Source organism: Mesorhizobium sp. B2-3-15 (assembly GCF_006442875.1).
In the GTDB taxonomy this organism is placed as follows: Bacteria; Pseudomonadota; Alphaproteobacteria; order Rhizobiales; family Rhizobiaceae; genus Mesorhizobium; species Mesorhizobium australicum.
In genome coordinates this window covers 259673-278599 of the sequence record NZ_VFVO01000001.1, presented here as the reverse complement: position 1 = coordinate 278599, position 18927 = coordinate 259673, and the positions used below count along the sequence as shown (strand labels likewise).

General features: G+C 65.0%; 17 protein-coding genes. 11 read left to right on the top strand and 6 right to left on the bottom strand.

The features are described 5' to 3' along the window. The first annotated feature begins 100 nt into the window (after window positions 1-100). The 4 genes from FJ954_RS01345 to FJ954_RS01330 are packed head-to-tail and all read left to right on the top strand — an operon-like array spanning window position 101 to window position 3382. Window positions 101-982, top strand: coding sequence for a branched-chain amino acid ABC transporter permease (locus tag FJ954_RS01345; RefSeq protein WP_140660171.1), 882 nt, complete (start codon window positions 101-103; stop codon window positions 980-982). Then, the gene (locus FJ954_RS01340) at window positions 979-1941 is read left to right on the top strand and encodes a branched-chain amino acid ABC transporter permease (protein ID WP_140660170.1); all 963 of its coding nucleotides are present in this window, start codon (window positions 979-981) and stop codon (window positions 1939-1941) included. Before FJ954_RS01345 ends, FJ954_RS01340 begins: the two co-directional genes overlap by 4 nt. After that, the gene (locus FJ954_RS01335) at window positions 1938-2663 is read left to right on the top strand and encodes an ABC transporter ATP-binding protein (RefSeq protein WP_140660169.1); all 726 of its coding nucleotides are present in this window, start codon (window positions 1938-1940) and stop codon (window positions 2661-2663) included. The genes FJ954_RS01340 and FJ954_RS01335 overlap by 4 nt, the downstream gene beginning before the upstream one ends. Next, entirely contained in the window at window positions 2660-3382 is a 723-nt protein-coding gene (locus tag FJ954_RS01330) for an ABC transporter ATP-binding protein (protein ID WP_140660168.1), read from the top strand. Before FJ954_RS01335 ends, FJ954_RS01330 begins: the two co-directional genes overlap by 4 nt. Here FJ954_RS01330 and FJ954_RS01325 read toward each other — a convergent pair whose 3' ends face one another. Next, window positions 3383-4765, bottom strand: coding sequence for a sodium:proton antiporter (locus FJ954_RS01325; RefSeq protein WP_181177737.1), 1383 nt, complete (start codon window positions 4763-4765; stop codon window positions 3383-3385). A 66-nt stretch (window positions 4766-4831) separates the two neighbouring features. Further along, on the bottom strand, window positions 4832-5446 hold the full coding sequence (gene pncA, locus FJ954_RS01320; protein WP_140660166.1) for a bifunctional nicotinamidase/pyrazinamidase: 615 nt from the start codon (window positions 5444-5446) through the stop codon (window positions 4832-4834). A gap of 327 nt (window positions 5447-5773) precedes the next feature. Between pncA and FJ954_RS01315 the strand changes: the two genes are divergently transcribed. The 6 genes from FJ954_RS01315 to FJ954_RS01290 are packed head-to-tail and all read left to right on the top strand — an operon-like array spanning window position 5774 to window position 12835. After that, window positions 5774-6628 carry a xanthine dehydrogenase family protein subunit M gene (locus tag FJ954_RS01315; RefSeq protein WP_140660165.1) on the top strand — a complete coding sequence of 285 codons (855 nt, stop codon included), beginning with the start codon at window positions 5774-5776 and terminating at the stop codon, window positions 6626-6628. Next, the gene (locus tag FJ954_RS01310; protein WP_140660164.1) at window positions 6625-9378 is read left to right on the top strand and encodes a molybdopterin-dependent oxidoreductase; all 2754 of its coding nucleotides are present in this window, start codon (window positions 6625-6627) and stop codon (window positions 9376-9378) included. The genes FJ954_RS01315 and FJ954_RS01310 overlap by 4 nt, the downstream gene beginning before the upstream one ends. Then, window positions 9375-10916 carry a 6-hydroxynicotinate reductase gene (locus FJ954_RS01305; RefSeq protein ID WP_140660163.1) on the top strand — a complete coding sequence of 514 codons (1542 nt, stop codon included), beginning with the start codon at window positions 9375-9377 and terminating at the stop codon, window positions 10914-10916. The genes FJ954_RS01310 and FJ954_RS01305 overlap by 4 nt, the downstream gene beginning before the upstream one ends. Then, window positions 10916-11800, top strand: coding sequence for a UPF0280 family protein (locus tag FJ954_RS01300; protein WP_140660162.1), 885 nt, complete (start codon window positions 10916-10918; stop codon window positions 11798-11800). Before FJ954_RS01305 ends, FJ954_RS01300 begins: the two co-directional genes overlap by 1 nt. Next, the gene (locus FJ954_RS01295) at window positions 11793-12377 is read left to right on the top strand and encodes an amino acid synthesis family protein (RefSeq protein ID WP_140660161.1); all 585 of its coding nucleotides are present in this window, start codon (window positions 11793-11795) and stop codon (window positions 12375-12377) included. Before FJ954_RS01300 ends, FJ954_RS01295 begins: the two co-directional genes overlap by 8 nt. Further along, the gene (locus FJ954_RS01290; RefSeq protein ID WP_140660160.1) at window positions 12374-12835 is read left to right on the top strand and encodes a MarR family transcriptional regulator; all 462 of its coding nucleotides are present in this window, start codon (window positions 12374-12376) and stop codon (window positions 12833-12835) included. The genes FJ954_RS01295 and FJ954_RS01290 overlap by 4 nt, the downstream gene beginning before the upstream one ends. Before the next feature lie 116 nt (window positions 12836-12951). Here FJ954_RS01290 and FJ954_RS01285 read toward each other — a convergent pair whose 3' ends face one another. From FJ954_RS01285 to FJ954_RS01275, 3 genes are read right to left on the bottom strand one after another with little or no spacing between them, the layout of a single operon-like run. Further along, on the bottom strand, window positions 12952-13920 hold the full coding sequence (locus FJ954_RS01285) for a substrate-binding domain-containing protein (protein ID WP_015314453.1): 969 nt from the start codon (window positions 13918-13920) through the stop codon (window positions 12952-12954). After that, window positions 13917-15230, bottom strand: a complete 1314-nt coding sequence (locus tag FJ954_RS01280) for an ABC transporter permease (RefSeq protein ID WP_140660159.1) — start codon at window positions 15228-15230, stop codon at window positions 13917-13919. Before FJ954_RS01280 ends, FJ954_RS01285 begins: the two co-directional genes overlap by 4 nt. Then, window positions 15227-16813, bottom strand: coding sequence for a sugar ABC transporter ATP-binding protein (locus FJ954_RS01275; RefSeq protein WP_140660158.1), 1587 nt, complete (start codon window positions 16811-16813; stop codon window positions 15227-15229). The genes FJ954_RS01280 and FJ954_RS01275 overlap by 4 nt, the downstream gene beginning before the upstream one ends. Before the next feature lie 221 nt (window positions 16814-17034). On the opposite strand from FJ954_RS01275, the gene FJ954_RS01270 reads away from it, so the two are divergent. Beyond that, window positions 17035-18054 (top strand): LacI family DNA-binding transcriptional regulator, encoded by a 1020-nt coding sequence (locus FJ954_RS01270; RefSeq protein ID WP_140660157.1) that lies wholly within the window; start codon window positions 17035-17037, stop codon window positions 18052-18054. A 47-nt stretch (window positions 18055-18101) separates the two neighbouring features. Here FJ954_RS01270 and FJ954_RS01265 read toward each other — a convergent pair whose 3' ends face one another. Further along, window positions 18102-18896, bottom strand: a complete 795-nt coding sequence (locus FJ954_RS01265) for an inositol monophosphatase family protein (RefSeq protein ID WP_140660156.1) — start codon at window positions 18894-18896, stop codon at window positions 18102-18104. Window positions 18897-18927: the final 31 nt, after the last annotated feature.

Below are 18927 nucleotides of genomic sequence, written 5' to 3'. Positions count from 1 at the left end.
GAGCGCCAAGGCACCCCCCTCTGTCCTGCCGGACATCTCCCCCGCAAGATGGCCGACAGGCCAGAGGGGGGTGCCTCGCGCATCCCTCTGTGCCTAACCCATGCACTTCGGACCCCACCTTCTCCTCGCAACCCTTGAAGGCCTCGTCACCTCGGCCGTGCTGGCGCTGACGGCGTTGGGCTTGTCGCTGGTGTTCGGCGTCATGCGTGTCGTCAACGTCGCCCATGGCGAGTTCTTCATGCTGGGCGCCGTGCTTGCCTGGGCGATCACATCGGCAATTGGCGGCCATCCGGCTCTTGGCTTCCTGGCGGCGCTGGTGATCGCGCCGCTGATCGTCGGCGCCATCGCGCTGCTCGCCGAACGGCTGGTGCTGAGCCGGCTCAACTACAATCCGGAAGCCACCATCGTCGCCACCATCGGCATGCTCTACATCATCCAGCAGCTGGCGCTGACCTTCTATGGCCCCGAAGCGCGGCCCGTGGAGCCGCCGTTTAGCTATCGCATCCTTCTGCCGTGGTTCGGCTATTCCGGCTACAAGCTGTCTATCATCGCCGCATCCGCTCTTCTGCTGATCGCGACATGGCTGGTGCTGACGCGCACCAGGATCGGCCTCATCATGCGTGCCACGCAGTATGACAGCGAGACGGCGCAGGCCTTCGGCATCCCGGTCGGCCGCGTCTATGGCGGCGTTTTCGCGCTCGGCGCCATGCTGGCGGCGATCGCCGCGGTGCTGATCGTGCCGATCAGCCAGGCGCACTACCTGATGGGGCAGGATCCGCTGCTCTTGTCCTTCATCGTCGTCATCATCGGCGGCCTCGGCTCGTTGCGCGGCACGGTCGTCGCCGCCGTGCTGATCGGCCTCTCCGACGGCATCATATCGATGTTCTTCTCGCCGACGCTGGCCAAGATCATCGCCACGCTGCTGGTTGCCATGGTGCTGGTGTTCCGGCCGCAAGGCCTGTTCGGGACGGCATCGCGATGAGCGAAGCTTCGCCGGCAAAGGCCTATGCGCTGCATCTCGGCGTGATCGCCCTGCTCTTCGTGCTGAGCTTCCTCTTGCCTGGCTATTATCACGGCCTGCTCGCCCGCATCATGGTGCTGGCGGTCTTCGCCATGGGCTACAACATGCTGTTCGGCTATGTCGGCCTGCTCAGCCTCGGCCACGCGATGTTTTTTGGCGCCGGGCTTTACGGCGCCGGCCTTGCCGTCATCCAGCTCGGCTGGAGCGTGCCTCTGGCGTTCCTCGCCGGCATTGCCTGCGGCGCGGCGTTGGCGCTGGTGATCGGCCTCCTGGCGCTGCGCACCACGGGCGTGGCCTTCATGATCGTCACCATGATGTTCGCGCAGGTGTTTTATCTGGCCATCCTCTATTTCGCGGCCTGGACCGGCGGCGATCAGGGTCAGGTCGTGCCGCAGCCGGCGCGTGTCCTCAATCTCGGCGCCACCTCGCTCGATCTCACCAACCCGACCGTACGCTACATGACGGCGCTCGGCTTGTTTTCGCTCGTGCTGCTGATCACGCTTGCCGTCGTCCGGTCCAGATACGGTCGCGTGCTGATCGCGATCCGGGAGAATGAGGAACGCACGAAGATGCTGGGCTACGACACCTTCTCCAACAAGCTTGCCGCCATTATCGTCTCCGGCACGATCTGCGCGGCGTCCGGCGCCGCTTACGCGCTGCTGTTCGGCTATGTCGGGTCGAGTTTCGCCTCGGTACAGTATTCGATCCTGCCGCTGCTGTGGGTGCTGCTCGGCGGTGCGGCCACAACGCTTGGACCACTGATCGGCACGCTGTTCATGTACTATGTCATCGACGTCACCAGCGGCTACACGTCGGCCTACCTGCTGATCGTCGGCATGGCACTCATTCTGCTGGTGCTGTTTTTCCCGAAAGGCATTCTCGGCACCATCCGCCAGCGCTGGCTCGGATGGCTGCCATGACGCCGCTGCTGACCACCAAGGGCCTGTCGCGCAGCTTCGGCGGCCTGCGTGCGGTCGACAATGTCGATTTCACCCTGATGCCGGGCGAGATCCGCGCCGTCATCGGCCCCAACGGGGCGGGCAAGACAACCTTCGTCAGTCTGATCAGCGGCCGCATCCAGCCGTCTTCTGGAGCGATCGTCTTCGACGGTGCCGACATCACCGGCCTGCCGACCTATGCCAGGGTCCGCCGGGGCATCGCCTACACCTTCCAGATCACCAGCGTCTTTGCCAATCTCAGCGTCTATGACAATGTCGCGCTGCCGGTGCAGCTCACGCTCAGCGATCGCCGCTCGAAGGCTGAGCTGCGTGCCGGCGTCATCTCTGCGCTTGAACGTACAGGGCTGGCCGACCGCACCCATATGCCGGCCGGGCAATTGTCCTACGGCCATCAACGATTGCTCGAAGTGGCGATGGGCCTGGCGCTGAAACCGCGCCTGCTGATCCTCGACGAGCCGACGCAAGGTCTTGCCGACAGCGAGATCGACAATTTCATCGAACTCGTGCGCGACATCGCCCAGAGCGCCACCGTGCTGCTGATCGAGCACAACATGCCGGTCGTGATGCAGCTTGCCGATCGCATCACCGTCTTCAACGCCGGCAGGATCCTGGCCGAGGGCACGCCCGAGGCGATCCGCGAGAACGCTGCGGTTCAGGATGCCTATCTGGGAACGGCGCCATGACGGAGGCGAGCACGGTCGAAGCGCTGACGATTTCCGGGCTCGATTGCTTCTATGGCGCGGTCCAGGTGCTCTATGGGCTCGACCTGGTGCTGAACAAGGGCGAGGTGCTGTGCCTGTTCGGGCGCAACGGCGCCGGCAAGACGACGACGCTGAAGGCGATCATGGGCCTGGTTCCCGCGCGTGCCGGCTCGATCAGGCTCGCAGGGCAGGAATTGACCGGCCTGCCGGCCCATGAAGTGCCGAAGGCCGGTGTCGCCTACGTGCCGCAGGGCAGGCGCCTGTTCGCCGAGATGACGGTGGCCGAAAACATCGAGATCGGACTGATGGCACGCGGCAAGGGCAAGGCGACGCGCGAGAACGTTCTCGACCTCTTCCCGCTGCTGCGTCAGCGGTTACGGCAGCGCTCGGGCACCTTGTCCGGCGGCGAGCAGCAGATGCTGGCCATGGCGCGCGCGCTTTGCCTCGAGCCGCAGGTGCTGTTGCTCGACGAGCCGACCGAAGGGTTGATGCCGTCGATGATCGCCAGGATTCGCGAGACGGTGTCGAAGCTGCGCGAGATGGATGTCTCCACCATCCTGGTCGAGCAGCGGGTCGATGCCGTGCTGTCGGTCGCCGATCGTGTCTGCTTCATCGAGAACGGCCGCAACCGCGAGACGGTCGATGTCGAGGCCCTGCGCGTCGACCCCTCGGCGGTCCGGCGCTATGTCGGCGTGGGTTGATCAACCGAAAAACAGAAAACCCGCGACCAAGAAGGTCGGGACCAGCACCAGTCCGGACCACAGCATGTACCCAAAGAAGCCCGGCATCTTGACGCCGCGATGTCTGGCAATCGCATAGACCATGAAGTTGGGTGCGTTGCCGATATAGGTGTTGGCGCCCATGAACACGGCGCCGGCCGAGATCGCGGCAAGCGTCGAGGCGAACTCCGTCATCAGGTGGCGGGGATCGCCGCCCGCCAGCTCGAAAAACACCAGATAGGTCGGTGCATTGTCGAGGAAGGACGACAATGCACCGGTCAGCCAGAAATAGGCGAGGTCGTTGGGCGTGCCTTGCGCCGACGTGACGAGCGCGACCAGTGGCGCCAGCGCACCGTCGTGGCCGGCCCTCAAAATGGCGACGACCGGGACGATGCAGATGAAGATGCCGGCGAACAGTTTGGCCACTTCCGCGATCGGACCCCAGTTGAAGCCGTTCGCCTCGCGGTGGCTCTTGTAGGAGAGCGGAAGCGATAGCAGGGCCAGCGCGAGGATGATCGCGTCGCGGACCAGGTTCTGCAGTTCGAGACCGACGCCGAACACGGAAAAACTCACGCCCGGCTTCCACGCCGCCGACAGCAGGATGGCCCCGATCACGCCGGCCAGCAGCGGGAGGTTGGCCAGGCCGCGCAGGCGCACCTTCGTATCGGGTGTCGGATCCTTGATCTTCGGTGCGCCGGCCTCGCGTCGGTGCAGGATGAGGTCGATCGCCAGGAACGCCGCCAGCACGACGACGCCAACGAACAGCGTTTCCCGGTAGAGGTTGGTGGTCGTCCAGAAGAAATCGACGCCGCGCAGGAAGCCGACGAACAGCGGGGGGTCGCCGAGCGGCGTCAGCGAACCGCCAATGTTGGATACCAGGAAAATGAAGAAGATGACGACATGGGCATTGAAAGGCCTGTTGTCGTTGGCGCGCAGGATCGGCCGGATCAGGATCATCGAGGCGCCGGTCGTGCCGATCACCGAGGCCAGCAGCGCCCCGACGATCAGCAGCCCGGCATTGACCAGCGGTGTGCCGTGGATGTTGCCGGCAAGCAGGATGCCGCCTGAAATCGTGTAGAGCGCAAACAGCAGGACAATGAACGACATGTATTCGGTGAGCAGCGCGTGCAGCACCGCCTCGGTCGCCGCGGGAGCACCGAAGGCAATCGCGAGCGGCACGATCACCAGCGCCGCCCACAAGGCCGCGATCTTGCCGTAGTGATGTTCCCAGACATGGTGGAACAGCAGCGGACCGGTCGCGATCGACAACAGCAGCCCGGCAAAAGGCAGCGCCCACCAGAGCGACATCGCGCCGCCAGGCAGGCCGTGCTCTTCGGCCGCGAAGGCCTGGGCTGGCAACAGCATCGCGACGATGAGCGCGCCGCCCGCCCCGGTCGCTATCGGCAAGTATCCCCTTCTACCCCCCACGAGTCAGCCCGAAGTGTGATCTTCGAGCGTCACGCCGGCATCGCGCATCTTCGCCAGCATTGTCTCGAGCGATCCGTTGAGATCGATGCCACGGCAGGCATCGAGCCTGACCGTGGTTCTAAACCCTTGTTTGACCGCATCCAGCGCCGAGAAGGCGACGCAGAAATCGGTCGCCAGGCCGACCAGGGTCAGTGTGTCGATGCCGCGCTCCCGCAGATAGCCGGCGAGCCCCGTGGGCGTCGCGTGATCATTCTCGAAGAAGGCGGAATAGCTGTCGATGGCGGAGCGAAAGCCTTTGCGGATGACGAGTTCGGCCTTGGTCCAGGCAAGTCCGGAATGGAAATCCGAGCCGAGACTGCCCTGGATGCAATGGTCCGGCCACAGCGTCTGCGGACCATAGGGCATCTCGATCGTCGAATAGGACTGCGACCCCGGATGGCTGGAGGCGAAGCTGGAATGGCCGGCGGGGTGCCAGTCCTGTGTCAGCACGACATGGTCTGTTCGCCGGATCATGTCATTGACCAGCGGCACGATCTCGTCGCCGCCGGCAACGGCCAGCGCGCCGCCCGAGCAAAAGTCGTTCTGCAGGTCGATGACAACGAGCGCTTCGTCGGCCATGGGCTTCCTTCCTGTCAAGCTGGGGTCGGGCTCCGAACGAGGCACCCGGCGAAAGAAAAAGCCGCTGGCGCGACTGGAGGAGAAACTTGACCAGATGGCGGTCCGCGTCAACCTCCAGCGGCATAACAAATGCGTGGCGATGCCAGCCGGACGGATGCCGGCGCAAACTCTGGCTTTGACAATTTCCGCCGTCTTGATATCATTTGCATACGAATGAATTTGCCGGTCAAAGCCGGTAAAGGCTTTCCCTGGGCAAGCGCCTCGGGAGGGCCAGTTTCGGGCAAAGCCCACCTTATCGGGAAGGCCCACCTTATCTGGAAGGAAAGCGTGATCCGTTACGCGAAACCCACCACGGTTGACGAGGCGCTCGCGCTGCTTGGCGGGGGCGTCTGGCGCATCCTTGCGGGCGGTACGGATTTCTATCCGGCGCAGGGCAGCAAACCGTTTCGTGACAATGTCCTCGACATCAACGGCCTGACAGCGCTGCGCGGCATCGCCGAGACCGGCAGCCACTGGATCATCGGCGCGCGCACGACATGGACCGACATCATCCGCCATCCCTTGCCACCGGCCTTCGAGGCGCTGAAACAGGCCGCGCGGGAAGTGGGTTCACCACAAATCCAGAACGTCGCCTCGGTCGCCGGCAATCTCTGCAACGCCTCGCCGGCCGCCGACGGTGTGCCGGGGCTGCTGGTCCTTGATGCCGAGGTCGAGCTGCGCTCGGCGGCGGCGACGCGCCATCTGCCCTTGTCGGCGTTCATCCTCGGCAATCGCCGTACGGCCTTGCGGCCTGGCGAGATGCTGACGGCCATCCACGTGCCGAAGCCCGCCGGCACATCGGCCTTCGTCAAGCTCGGGGCGCGGCGCTATCTCGTTATTTCCATTGCCATGGTGGCGGTGCGTCTGGTTGCCGAGAATGGCACCGTCGCGCAGGCGGCCGTCGCCGTCGGCTCGTGTTCCGCCGTGGCGAGGCGGCTTGCCGGTGTCGAGGCGGCGCTGCGCGGGCTTCCCCTGGACGCCGGGCTTGTTGCCGCGGTCAGGTCTGCACCGATGGCTGAGCTGCAGCCGATCGCCGACGTGCGCGGCAGCGCCGAATACAGGCTCGACGCGGTGCGCGAAATCGTTGCGCGCGCCGCCCTTGAGGCCGCGGGCAAGCCCACGGACGACAAGGTGGCCGCATGAGCATGGAACGCGCCGATATCGCCTTCGCGGTCAATGGCGCCGCCGTCTCGGTCAACGTGCCTCCGCTGCGCCGGCTGTCCTCGGTGCTGCGTGACGAATTGCGGCTAACCGGCACAAAGGTCGGCTGCGACGCCGGCGACTGCGGCGCCTGCACGGTGCTGGTCGACGGCGACCCCGTCTGCGCCTGCCTGATGTCGGCGGCCTCCGCTGCCGGCACTATGGTGACGACGGTCGAGGGCCTCGCCAATGGGCGCCTGTCGGCGCTGCAAGCCTCGTTCCTGGCGCATGGCGCCGCGCAGTGCGGCATCTGCACGCCGGCGCTGCTGGTCGCGGCGTCAGCGCTGCTGGACACGAAACCCAGGCCGACCGAGACCGAGGTGCAGGATGCGTTGGGCGGCATCCTCTGCCGCTGCACCGGCTACCGCAAGATCATCACCGCGGTGATGGAGGCTTCCCTCCAGACCGCGAGCCTGGACTTCCGTCTGCCTCGGTCCGGCCAGGCCATCGGCGCGTCGCCGGTCAGGCTCGACGGTGTGCCAAAGGTGACCGGTGCCGAGAAATTCGGCGGCGATTCCTTTCCGGCCGATGCGCTTGCGGTGCTGGTAATCCGCTCGCCGCATCATCATGCCGGCTTCGCCTTCGGCGACATCGATGGCTGGGCAAGCAGCCATCCCGGTATCACGGGTGTTTTCACGGCAGCCGATATCCCGGGAAAAAACTGTTTCGGCGTTATCGGCCCGTTCGCCGACCAGCCGGCGTTGGCCGAGAGCTTTGCCCGGCTTCGCGGCGAGGCTGTCGCGCTGGTCGCCGGCGAACGCGAGGCGATCCTAGATCTCGATCTGTCGGATTTCCCTGTCCGCTGGATCGAACTGCCGCATGTTCTCCAGCCCGGCGATGCGCAGGCCGAAGGTGCGGCGCTGATCCATGAAAACCGCCCGGCCAATTTGCTGACCAAGGGCTTCGTCGAACGCGGCGATCCCGAGTCGGCACTTGCCGATGCGGCGTTCACCGCGAGCGATGCGATCGACACCTCCTATGTCGAGCATGCCTATATCGAGCCGGAAGCCGGCTATGCATATCTCGACGGCGACACGCTCGTCGTCGTCGCCTGCACGCAGGCGCCTTACATGGATCGTGACGATACGGCGAAAGTGCTCGGCCTTGCCGTCGACAAGGTGCGCATCGTACCGACCGCGACCGGCGGTGGCTTTGGCTCCAAGCTCGACGTTTCCCTGCAGCCGCTGATCGGCCTTGTCGCGCTGAAGACCGGGCGGCCCGCGGCCCTTGCCTACACCCGCAACGAATCCATGATGTCGACCACCAAGCGCCATCCGGCGCGGATGAAGGCCACCGTCGGCGCGGATGCCGAGGGCCATGTCATGGGCATGATCTTCGAAGGCGATTTCAACACCGGCGCCTATGCGAGCTGGGGCCCGACGGTCGCCAACCGCGTGCCGGTGCATGCCTCCGGTCCTTATTTCACGCCGAATTACCGCGCCGAGGGCCGCGCCATCCACACAAATGGGCCGATTGCCGGTGCCTTCCGTGGCTTCGGCGTGCCGCAGGCCACGATCATGCAAGAGACGCTCTATGACGAGCTCGCCGGCAAGCTCGGTATCGATCGGCTTGATTTTCGCCTGAAGAATTGCCTTCGGAACGGATCCGAAACGGTTACCGGGCAGCTCCTGGAGTCCGGCGTCGGCATTGCCGAATGCCTCGAAGCGTTGCGGCCGCATTGGGCGCGGGCGACAGCCGATGCCGACGCTTTCAACAGCGCCAACCTGGACAGGAAACGCGGCGTCGGCGTCGCTTCGTGCTGGTATGGCTGCGGCAACACCTCGCTACCCAATCCGTCGACCATCCGGGTCGGCATCGCGGCTGACGGCGCGGTCGTCCTGCATCAGGGCGCGGTCGATATCGGCCAAGGGTCCAACACCGTCATCACGCAGATCTGCGCCGACGCGCTCGGCCTGCCGCTGGAAAAATTCCGGCTGAAGAGCGCCGATACGGCGATCAGTCCCGACGCAGGCAAGACCTCGGCCTCGCGCCAGACCTTCGTCACCGGCAAGGCGGCCGAGAAGGCGGGACGCGCCCTGCGCGAGAAGATCCTGCGCTTTGCCAATGTCTCGGACAAGGCTTCGCTTGAACTGGATGGCCCGGCGATCGTCATCCGCGAAGGCGAGGCGACACGAAGCATCGATGTTGGCTTACTCGACGTGGATGCGCACGGTTTCGTCTTCCACGCCGAGGAGACATACGACCCGCCGACGCTGCCGCTCGATGCCAAGGGCCAGGGCAAACCCTATGCGGTCTATGGCTATGGCGCGCAGATCGCCGAACTTGAGGTCGACCTCAGGCTTGGCACGGTCAGGCTGATCAGGATCATCGCCGCGCATGACGTCGGCAAGGCGATCAACCCGCTGCTGGTCGAGGGCCAGATCGAGGGCGGTATCGCGCAAGGCATCGGCATGGCGCTGATGGAAGAATACATCCCCGGCCGCACCGAGAATTTGCATGACTATCTCATCCCGACCATCGGCGACGTGCCGCCGATCGAGACCATCCTTGTCGAGGTGCCCGATCCCGAAGGGCCGTTCGGCGCCAAGGGCCTGGGCGAGCACGTGCTGATCCCCACGGCGCCGGCGATCCTCAATGCCATTCGTCACGCCACCGGCGTGCTGGTCACCAAAGTGCCGGCAACGCCAAGCCGCATCCTGGCGGCCATCCGCCAGAAGGAGGCACGCGCATGAGCGAGCTTGCCGAGCGTTTCGAAACCCATGATCCCGGCGAGAAGCTGGTGGCGGAAAAGATCCGCTGCGATGCCTGTCCCGTCATGTGCTACATCGCTGACGGACGCACCGGAGCCTGCGACCGCTATGGCAATATCGCGGGCCGCATCGTGCGCATGGACCCGCTGACCATCCTCGACCATGCGGCCGAGACCGGGGCCGCCATTGTCCCCTTTGTCGCCGAGGGCGAGCAGTGGGATGGCGAACTCATCAACACCGGCCGCCGCTTCATCACCGCAATCGGCGCCGGCACAACCTATCCCGACTACAAGCCCGCTCCCTTCATCGTCAGCCAGGAAGTGGAAGGCGTCGATCTCGTCACCGTGGTGACCGAAGGCATCTTCTCCTATTGCGGCGTCAAGGTGAAGATCGATACCGACCGTCATATCGGACCCGAAACGGCTGTTGTGCGGGCTGAGGGCGAAGCCATCGGCCATGTCACGACGGGAGAATACGGCTCGCAGATGCTGTCGCTGGGCGGCGTGCATCATCTGACGGGCGGCTCCAAGGCGGAAGGCCGCGCCACCTGCGACGCGCTGCTCAACCTGTGCAACCGCAAACCGGTGGAACTCACCATCGACGGCGGCGCCACGGTCATCGTTGAAGCCGGCAAACCGCCCGTCATCGACGGCAAGCAGGAACATCGCATGCGCGTCGGCTGCGGCTCGGCCACCATCGGCATGTTCGCCACGCAATGGCGCGGGCTGGTCGACGAGGTGGTGGTGGTCGACGACCACATTACCGGCGTTGTTTCCGAACACCAGGCCGGCAAGGTGCTGGGCTGGCAGGATACCGGTATCAAGATCGTCGGCCGCCGCTCGACACCGGGCCGCTATTTCAAGGTCTCCGAGCCCGGCCTCGGCTGGGGAGGCACCAGCATTTCAGATCCGCTGTCGATCCTCGGCGAATGGAACGCCAAGAAGGGCGCGCGGCCGGGCCTGTCGCTGCTGATGGTTTCGACCACCGGCGAGCAGTTCGCCTATTACGAACTCGACGACGACTTGAAACCGGTCGAAAAACCGTTTCCGGAGCGGCTGCAAAAATCGGTCAACCTGATCGAGGACAATTGCGAGCCGGCTTTGTGCACCGTGCTGTTCATCGGCGGCGCCGGCGGGTCACTGCGTGCCGGCGTCACCGAAAACCCGGTCAATCTCACCCGTTCCGTGCAAGGCCTGAAAACCTACGTCACCGTCGGCGGCGCGCCGGTCTATGTCTGGCCGGGTGGCGGCATCACGCTGATGGTCGATGTCACCAGGGTTCCGCCAGGCGCCTTCGGCTATGTGCCGACGCCGGCGCTCGTGGCGCCGATCGAGTTCACGCTGCGCCGCGACGACTATGTCAGGCTTGGCGGCTACGAGGCCGAAATCCGCAGCGTCGCGGATATTGTCGCCAAGGGCGGGGAGTACCTCAATCCCCGGCGCGGCACGGGTGCCCCGGCCAGCAATCCATGGCCGCCGCTGGCGCAGTTGCGCCGCGCGGGCTCGGATGGGGCCGGCTGATGGAAGGCCCGCAAGCGCATTGGCTGCAGGATGGCAAGCGGCTGCATCTCAACCATGGGCCGATCGACCTGATCGTCGAGGCCTTTGGCGAGGCTGACGAGTGTCGCGCCGCCTATGCCCAAGCCGTCGCGCGCTTCCAGACGATCCTGATCGAGTTGGTCGAGGAGCTTCCCGAACTGCGCCTCCCGGCATTTTTCTTGGCGCCGCGAACCTTCACCGGCCCGACGGCGCGCCGCATGGAAGCAGCCGTCATGCCGCTGGCGGAATGCTTCATCACGCCGATGGCCGCCGTCGCCGGATCGGTAGCCGACGAAATGCTTGCCGCGTTGCTTGCCGGCCGCAAGCTCGACCGCGCCTATGTCAACAATGGCGGCGACAGTGCCCTCCATCTCGACAAGGCCACGTCGATTGGCTTGGCGGTCGCCGGGACCGGCAACGGCATGGCCGACCGGATCACGATCCGCGCGCAAGATGGGGTGCGTGGTGTCGCAACCAGCGGCTGGCGTGGCCGCTCCTTCTCGCTTGGCATTGCCGATGCCGTCACCGTGCTCGCGCGCACCGGCGCCGAGGCAGATGCGGCGGCGACGCTTATCGCCAACGCCGTCGACCTGCCCGGCAATCCCGCCATCAGGCGCACTCCCGCAAGCGACCTGTCGCCCGACAGCGATCTTGGCGCACGGCTGGTGACACAAGGCGTCGGCACGCTTGCCTCTGGCGAGGTGGCGCGGGCGCTGGACAATGGCCTCGCCGTCGCCGAAGATTTTCGCCGGCGCGGCCTGATTGCCGCATCGGCGCTGTTTCTCGGCGGGGAGGCCCGCATCAGCGGCTCCGTTGCACTCGGCCCGCCCAACAAGCATGAACCGGAGGAAATTGCCCATGCCTGAGTTTCCGATCCGCAAGATCGCGGTGCTGAGCGAAGAGATTTTTCACGACGGCGGACCGGTCGCCGCGGTGCCGCGCCGGCGCGCCGCTGCCATGGCGGTGGTCAAGAACCCTTTCGCCGGGCGCTATGTCGAGGAGCTGCAGAGCGCCATGGACGATCTGAAGCCGCTCGGCCTGCTGCTCGCCGACCGCTTGATCGCGGCGCTCGGCGGCGACGTGAAACAGATCGACGGCTACGGCAAGGGCGCCATTGTCGGCAGCGCCGGCGAGCTGGAACATGGCGCGCTGTGGCACGTACCCGGCGGTTACGCGATGCGCGAGCGGCTGGGCGATGCCAAGGCGATCGTGCCCTCGGCCAAGAAGGTCGGCGCCTTCGGATCAAAGCTCGACGTACCGCTCGGCCACATCAACGCCGCCTATGTGCGCAGCCATTTCGACGCCATGGAGGTCGGCATCAGCGACGGCCCGCGTCCTGACGAGATACTGTTCTGCCTCGCCATGACCTGCGGCCCGCGCATCCACAACCGCATGGGTGGCCTCGCTGCGGATGACATAAAAGCCTGGGACGGGCTGCGGTGAGCGGCGAGGACAACCTGCTCAAGCTGGTCGAGACCGAAGAGGCCGACGATCACGACTACCTCCTGCAGGAACAAGTCGGCTTCATCCTGCGCAAGGCGCACCAGCGCCATGTCTCGATCTTCGCCGCCCGTATCGCCGATCTGACGCCGCCGCAATTCGCCGCACTGGCCAAGCTGCGCGATGTCGGCGAGACCTCGCAGAACCAGCTTGGCACGTTGATCGCCATGGATGCCGCGACGGTGAAGGGCGTCATCGACCGGCTGAAGGCGCGTGGCCTGGTCGAGCTGTCCCGGCATGAGGTCGACAAAAGGCGGCTGCTGGTCAATCTGACGGCCGAGGGTCGCGACGCGATCGAGCGGCTGATCCCGCTTGCCCGGGAAATCACACAGGAAACGCTGGCGCCGCTCACGAACAAGGAAATCGCCACCTTCATGAAGCTGCTGGCGAAGCTGGCGTAGAGCGGCGGCGGCGAAGTCCTTTCCTCTCCCCCGATCGACGGGGGAGAGGAAGGTGCCAAGCTGTCCCTCGGACGAAGAACCTGGACCTTGGGCCGGCGCTTATCTCCGGCGAAAACTCACAGGCCGTTGTCCTTCAGCACCTGGGCGGCGTTTTCCTTGGTGATCTTCTGCGTCGGCAAGGTGATGGTCTTTTCCACCTTCTCGCCGTTGAGGAACTTGATCGCCTGGCGCAAGCCTTCCGCGCCTGGGGTCACATAGGTGAAGGTCGCCGTCAGCTCGCCCTTGTTCACCATCTGCACGCCTTCGTTGGGCAGGCCGTCGATGCCGATGAACTTGATGTCCTTCTCGCGGCCGACATCCTTGGCGGCCAGATAGGCACCGTAGGCCATCGGGTCGTTGTGGCCGTAGACGAGATCGATCTTCTCGTTGGTCTTCAGCGCGTTGGCCATCAGATTGTAGGCTTGGTCCTGCTTCCAGTCGCCCGACTGCTGGTCGAGCAAATATTTGATGCCCGGTTCCTTGTCGGTGAATTCATGGAAGCCGTCATGGCGGTCATGCGCCGGCTGGGTGCCCATGCCGCCCCAGATCTCGACGACATTGCCCGCTGCCTTGCCCTTGCCGCCGAGCAGTTCGACGGCGTATTCGCCGGCCGCGCGGCCGATCAGCTTGTTGTCGCCGCCGACGAACTGCGTGTAGTCCTTGGTGTCGACATTGCGGTCGAGCACGAAGACCGGGATCTTGGCGTCGATCGCCTGCTGCACGACGCCGGTCAGACCGGCGGATTCTTTCGGCGAGACCAGCAGCGCGTCGACTTCCTGGCGGATCAGGTTCTCGACGTCGGCGACCTGTTTCTCCGTCTTGTCCTCGCCGTCGGTGATGATCAGCTCGACCTCCGGATGCTTGGCGGCCTCGGCAATGATGTCCTTGTTGAACTGGGCGCGCCAGGGCTCGATGGTGGTCACCTGCGAGAAGCCGATCTTCCACTTCTTGTCCTGGGCGAAGGCATGGCCGGTGGAGAGCAGTGCCGTGGTGGTCAGCAGTGCCGCGCCGAGTGCGGCAAGCTTCAGCATGTCACGTCGTTTCATTTCTTGTTTCCTCCGAGATTGAGAGACGGTGTCTCTTGCGACGGCCGTTTTGCGGCGGCCGTTTCCTTGTGCGCCGCCCCGGGCAGGCGCAGATAGGCCATGAGATCGCCGGCATTGCGCTCCTGCACGAGCACGGTGCCGATGATGATCATCCCCTTCAGCACCAGCTGAAGGTTCGAATTGATGTTGTGGAGCTGCAATATGTTGGACAGCAGCCCGAAGATCAGCACGCCGCAGAAGGTGCCTGTCAGGCTGCCGCGTCCGCCCATCAGGCTGGTGCCTCCGATGACCACGGCCGCGATGGCGTCGAGTTCCAGCCCGGCGCCGGCATCCGGCTTGCCTTGCCGGTACTGCGCCACGTAGAGCACCGCGGCGATTCCGGCGAGCAGGCCTGATATGGCATAGGTGGCGATCTTGACGCGGCCGGCGGCGATGCCGGAGAGCCTGGCCGCCTCCTCGTTGCCGCCGATCGCATAGACATAGCGGCCGAAGGGCGTGAAGCGCAGCACCGCGCCATAGATGACAATGGCGCCGAGGAAGAACAGGCCGGGCATTGGGATGACGCCGAACACCAGCGAGCGCAGCAGCTCGAAATCGGCGGTTGCGTTGGAACCGGTATAGACCGGCAGCACGGCATTGTTCTGGCCGGCGGTGAGCCGGGCGATGCCGAGCGCCGTCACCATCATCGCCAGCGTGACGATGAACGGCTGCAGCCGCCCGCCAACGATGATGAAACCGTTGATGGCGCCGAACAGCAGGCCGACGCAGGGCGCCACCAGCAGCACGCCGAGAACGCCGAATTTGGGCTCGATCTGCGGCAACAGGTACCACAGCGAAAGACAGCACAGGACGACGCCGACGGTTGCCGGCGTGACCAGCCCGCGAACGGTGTCCAGCCTGACATCGCGAACGGCGGCATCCGCGCCGGCGCGGGACTTCTCCACATTGAGGAAGATGAAGCGCGTGACGACGAAGCCAAGGCACAGCGCGACCAGCGCGACGGTCGGCACGCCGAGCACGACACCGGGCGTCACGCCCGGAACCGTCAGCAGCATTGCGCACACCACCGAGCAGATGGCCATCAGCGAACCGACGGAAAGGTCGATGCCGCCGGTGATGATCACCGCGGTCATGCCGGTGGCGATCAGCCCAGTGGTCGACACCTGGCGCAGCACGTCGAGCAGATTGCCGTAGGACAGAAAGATGTTGTTGCCCTTGGAACTCACCGGCGAACCCAGCACGCCGATCAGGAAGATGGCGATCAGGCCCCAGTAGAGCTTGGTGCGGGACAGGAGTTTCAGTGCGGTCATGCGGCGGGTCTCGATAGGGTCCGGCGCGGTGCCGCGAGGCGCATGATGGCCTCCTCGCTCGCCGCGCCGCGCGAAAGGATGCCTGTCTGGCGGCCGTCGGCCATCACCAGGATGCGGTCGGAAAGATGCAGCAATTCCGGCAGCTCGGAGCTGATGACGGCGATGGCCAGGCCATCGCGCGCCAGCCGGAAGATAAGGTCGTAGATTTCGCGCTTGGCGCCGACATCGATGCCGCGCGTCGGCTCGTCGAGCAACAGCACCCTCGGCCTGGTCGCCAGCCACTTGCCGATGACGACCTTCTGCTGGTTGCCGCCCGACAGCGTGCCGGCGGGCTGGTCGATGTCGCGGCAGCGTATGCCGAGCGCCTTGACCGCCTGCCGCGCCAGCCCCTGCTCGCCGGCGAGCGAGCGGATGCCGAAGCGCGCCAGCGCGCCGACCAGCGGCAGCGCCACATTGTCCGATATCGAGGCCTGCAGGTGCAAGCCCTGCGTCTTGCGGTCCTCGGTCACCAGCGCGATGCCGAGGCGTCTTGCATCGCGCGGCGAGCGGATATCCACTGGCTGGCCGTCGAGCCGGATCTCGCCGCCGGCACGGCCATCGCTCGAGCCGAAGATCGCTTCCATGATCTCGGTGCGGCCTGAGCCCAGCAACCCGCCAATGCCGAGGATTTCTCCGGCGGCCAGATCGAAGCTGACGCCGCCGACCACCTGCCGCCAGCCCTGGCGGTCGGGCTTCGACAGCGACAGGTCGCTGACCGAAAGCACGGTCCTGCCGCCGGGATCCCGCTCACCTTGGGAGGATGCGAGCAGGTCCCGTCCGACCATCGCCGAAATGATGGCGTTTTCGTCGAGTTCGGCCATCGGCCGCGTCAGCACATGGCGTCCGTCGCGGAAGACGGTGACGCGACCGGCCAAATGCATCACCTCGTCGATGCGGTGCGAAATGTAGACGATGGCGACGCCGCTATCGGCAAGCTGGCCGATAATGCGGAACAGCCGCTGGCATTCGGCCGGCGACAAGGCCGAGGTCGGCTCGTCCATGATCAGGATGCGCGCCGACATCGACAGCGCCTTGGCGATCTCGACCAGTTGCTGTTCGCCGACGCGCAAGGCACCGACGCGAGCGTCCGGATCGAGTTCGATGCCGAGCCGCTGCAGCAGGGCGCTTGCCGCGCGGCTGCTCGCCTTGCGGTCGACGATCAGCCCGGCGATCAGCTTTTCACGGCCGAGAAAGATGTTGTCGGCGACGCTGAGCTCCGGCACCAGGTTGAGTTCCTGGTGGATGATCGCGATGCCGGCATCCTCGGCGTCGCGCACGCCGGCGAAGCCGACCGGCCGGCCATCGACGCTGACCGTGCCTTCATAGCCGGTATAGACGCCGGAGAGGATCTTCATCAGCGTCGATTTGCCGGCGCCGTTCTCGCCCATCAGCGCATGGACCTCGCTGCGTCGCAGTTCGAAGCCGACATCGACGAGCGCGGCGATGCCGCCAAAACTCTTGGAAATGTGCTCGGCGCTCAGAACGATGTCCGGCCGATCCGATGCCGCATTGCGCGTCGAAGAAGGGGAACTGCTCTCTTGCATGACAATGGCGGCCTCCCTTCCGTCGTCGTCAACTCCAGGCAAACGCTAATCTAAACGTTTCGATAGTGTCAAGCCGATATCAGGTGCCAGAAGTTTGATGCATTTCGATTCTTGCTTAAAAAGACAGGATTCCGTAGGTATTGGCGGCAGAGGGGGGACGAAACGTTTCGAAAATGACAGCGTCAGGGCGAAAAAAACAGCGCAAATCCACCGCGCCCACCATGCTTCACGTGGCGGAGGCCGCGCGTGTCTCGGTCGCCACCGTGTCGGCGCTGATCAACGGCACGGCGACCGTCAGCCCGGAACTCAGCCAGCGTATCGAACAGGCAATCCGCGATATCGGCTACAAGCGCAACGCCATCGCCCGCAGCCTGAAGATGGGCACCACCCGCACCATCGGCCTGACCGTCCCGCACATCACCAACCCATTCTTCACCGCCGTCGTTTCGGTGATCCAGCAGGCCTTCGACCGCGCCGGCTATGCCGTCATGCTGTGCTGCACCGACGAGGATTTGAACACCCAGGACGACCAGATCAGGCTGCTGCTCGACCGCATGGTCGACGGGCTTATCGTGGCGCGCGTCGGTGACGGCGCGATCCTCGAGCGGATCGTCGTCGACGCCAATGTGCCGGTCGTGTTGCTGGACCGTCTGTGCGAGGGCGTGGACACCGACGCCGTGGTTCTCGACAACGAGCGCGCGGTGTTCGACGCCATCAGCTATCTGATCAATCTCGGCCATCGGCGGATTGGCTACATTACCGGCACCTCGGATATTTCACCCATGCATGACCGGATGACCGGATATTGCGAGGCGCTCCAGGCCGCCGGCTTGCCGGTGGCCGAGGAACTGGTTCGTTCCGGGAATTTCCACGAGATCGACGGCTACAACGCGACCATGCAGCTGCTGTCGCTGCATGAGCGGCCAAGCGCCATCTTCTCGGCCAACAACCCGATGGTGATCGGCACGATGAAGGCGATCCGCGACATCGGCCTGTCCTGTCCGGAGGACATTTCGGTAGCCTGCTTCGACGATTTTCCCTGGTCCGACGTGTTCCAGCCGCAACTGACGACGGTGGCGCAGCCGGTGCAGGCGATCGGCGAACAGGCGGCCAATCTGCTGCTCGACCGTCTCGCCGGCAACAGGGATGCGCCGCCGCGCAAGCTCGTCCTCAAGGGCCGTTTGATGATCCGCAATTCATGCCGCCCGCTGGGGACAGTGGTGCAGAGCGTGAGCGCCTGAGCATGCCGAAAGTGTGAAGCGGTTTTCGGGCAATTCTCGGGATTTGATCAGGGCGTGAAGACCCCGGAACACAGTTCCTGCAGCTTCGAAAAGATGCCTTTGCCGCTGGTGATAATTTGCGTCCCGCTCTGCAGCACTGTCTTCGGATCCGCCTTCAGCACAGTGCCGCCGGCCTCCTCGATCAGCAGCATGCCGGCGAGGCAGTCCCAAGGGTTCATGTGTTCCTCCACATAGCCAAGCAGCCGGCCCGAGGCGACATAGGCAAGCATCAGCGCGCCTGACGCGTTGCGGAAGAAGACGCCGCCCTCGGCCAGGATCTTCTTGATCAGCACGGCGATGTTCTCGGCTTCGGCCCGGTTTGAGAAGCCGGTGCCCACCGAGCCCTCTTGCAGGCTGGTGGCCGCACTCGTTTTGATCGGCCTGCCGTTGACGAAGGCGCCGCCGCCCAGCCTTCCGTGGAAGGTCTCGCCGGTCGACGGCTCGTGGATGACGCCGACGATCGTCTCGCCATTTCTTGCGCAGGCGATCACCACGCACCAGGCCGGAATGCCGCGTACGAAATTGGCGGTGCCGTCGATGGGGTCTATGACCCAGGCATGGCCGGTCGAGCCGGCGACCGAGGCGTGCTCTTCGCCGATAATGCCGTCTTGCGGATAGTCGGCGGCGATTGCCGCGCGGATGAACAGCTCGACCTCGCGGTCGGCCTGCGAGACCAGGTCCTGATGGCCTTTGCTCTCGATGGTCAGGCTGTCGAGATCGCGGAAATATTTCAGGCCGAGTTCGCCGGCGCGCCGCGCCAGGTCGATGGCAAACTGCTCGCGTCTATCGAGATCATGGGGCAAGGCAAGGCTCGCTGTGGCGAAGGATACCCGC

Excerpts from the sequence above, each read along its gene's own strand:
- FJ954_RS01345 (WP_140660171.1), top strand. The coding sequence starts at position 101 with ATGCACTTCGGACCCCACCTTCTCCTCGCAACCCTTGAAGGCCTCGTC.
- FJ954_RS01340 (WP_140660170.1), top strand. The coding sequence starts at position 979 with ATGAGCGAAGCTTCGCCGGCAAAGGCCTATGCGCTGCATCTCGGCGTG.
- FJ954_RS01335 (WP_140660169.1), top strand. The coding sequence starts at position 1,938 with ATGACGCCGCTGCTGACCACCAAGGGCCTGTCGCGCAGCTTCGGCGGC.
- FJ954_RS01330 (WP_140660168.1), top strand. The coding sequence starts at position 2,660 with ATGACGGAGGCGAGCACGGTCGAAGCGCTGACGATTTCCGGGCTCGAT.
- FJ954_RS01325 (WP_181177737.1), bottom strand. The coding sequence starts at position 4,765 with ATGCTGTTGCCAGCCCAGGCCTTCGCGGCCGAAGAGCACGGCCTGCCT.
- pncA (WP_140660166.1), bottom strand. The coding sequence starts at position 5,446 with ATGGCCGACGAAGCGCTCGTTGTCATCGACCTGCAGAACGACTTTTGC.
- FJ954_RS01310 (WP_140660164.1), top strand. The coding sequence starts at position 6,625 with ATGAGCATGGAACGCGCCGATATCGCCTTCGCGGTCAATGGCGCCGCC.
- FJ954_RS01305 (WP_140660163.1), top strand. The coding sequence starts at position 9,375 with ATGAGCGAGCTTGCCGAGCGTTTCGAAACCCATGATCCCGGCGAGAAG.
- FJ954_RS01300 (WP_140660162.1), top strand. The coding sequence starts at position 10,916 with ATGGAAGGCCCGCAAGCGCATTGGCTGCAGGATGGCAAGCGGCTGCAT.
- FJ954_RS01295 (WP_140660161.1), top strand. The coding sequence starts at position 11,793 with ATGCCTGAGTTTCCGATCCGCAAGATCGCGGTGCTGAGCGAAGAGATT.
- FJ954_RS01285 (WP_015314453.1), bottom strand. The coding sequence starts at position 13,920 with ATGAAACGACGTGACATGCTGAAGCTTGCCGCACTCGGCGCGGCACTG.
- FJ954_RS01280 (WP_140660159.1), bottom strand. The coding sequence starts at position 15,230 with ATGACCGCACTGAAACTCCTGTCCCGCACCAAGCTCTACTGGGGCCTG.
- FJ954_RS01275 (WP_140660158.1), bottom strand. The coding sequence starts at position 16,813 with ATGCAAGAGAGCAGTTCCCCTTCTTCGACGCGCAATGCGGCATCGGAT.
- FJ954_RS01270 (WP_140660157.1), top strand. The coding sequence starts at position 17,035 with ATGCTTCACGTGGCGGAGGCCGCGCGTGTCTCGGTCGCCACCGTGTCG.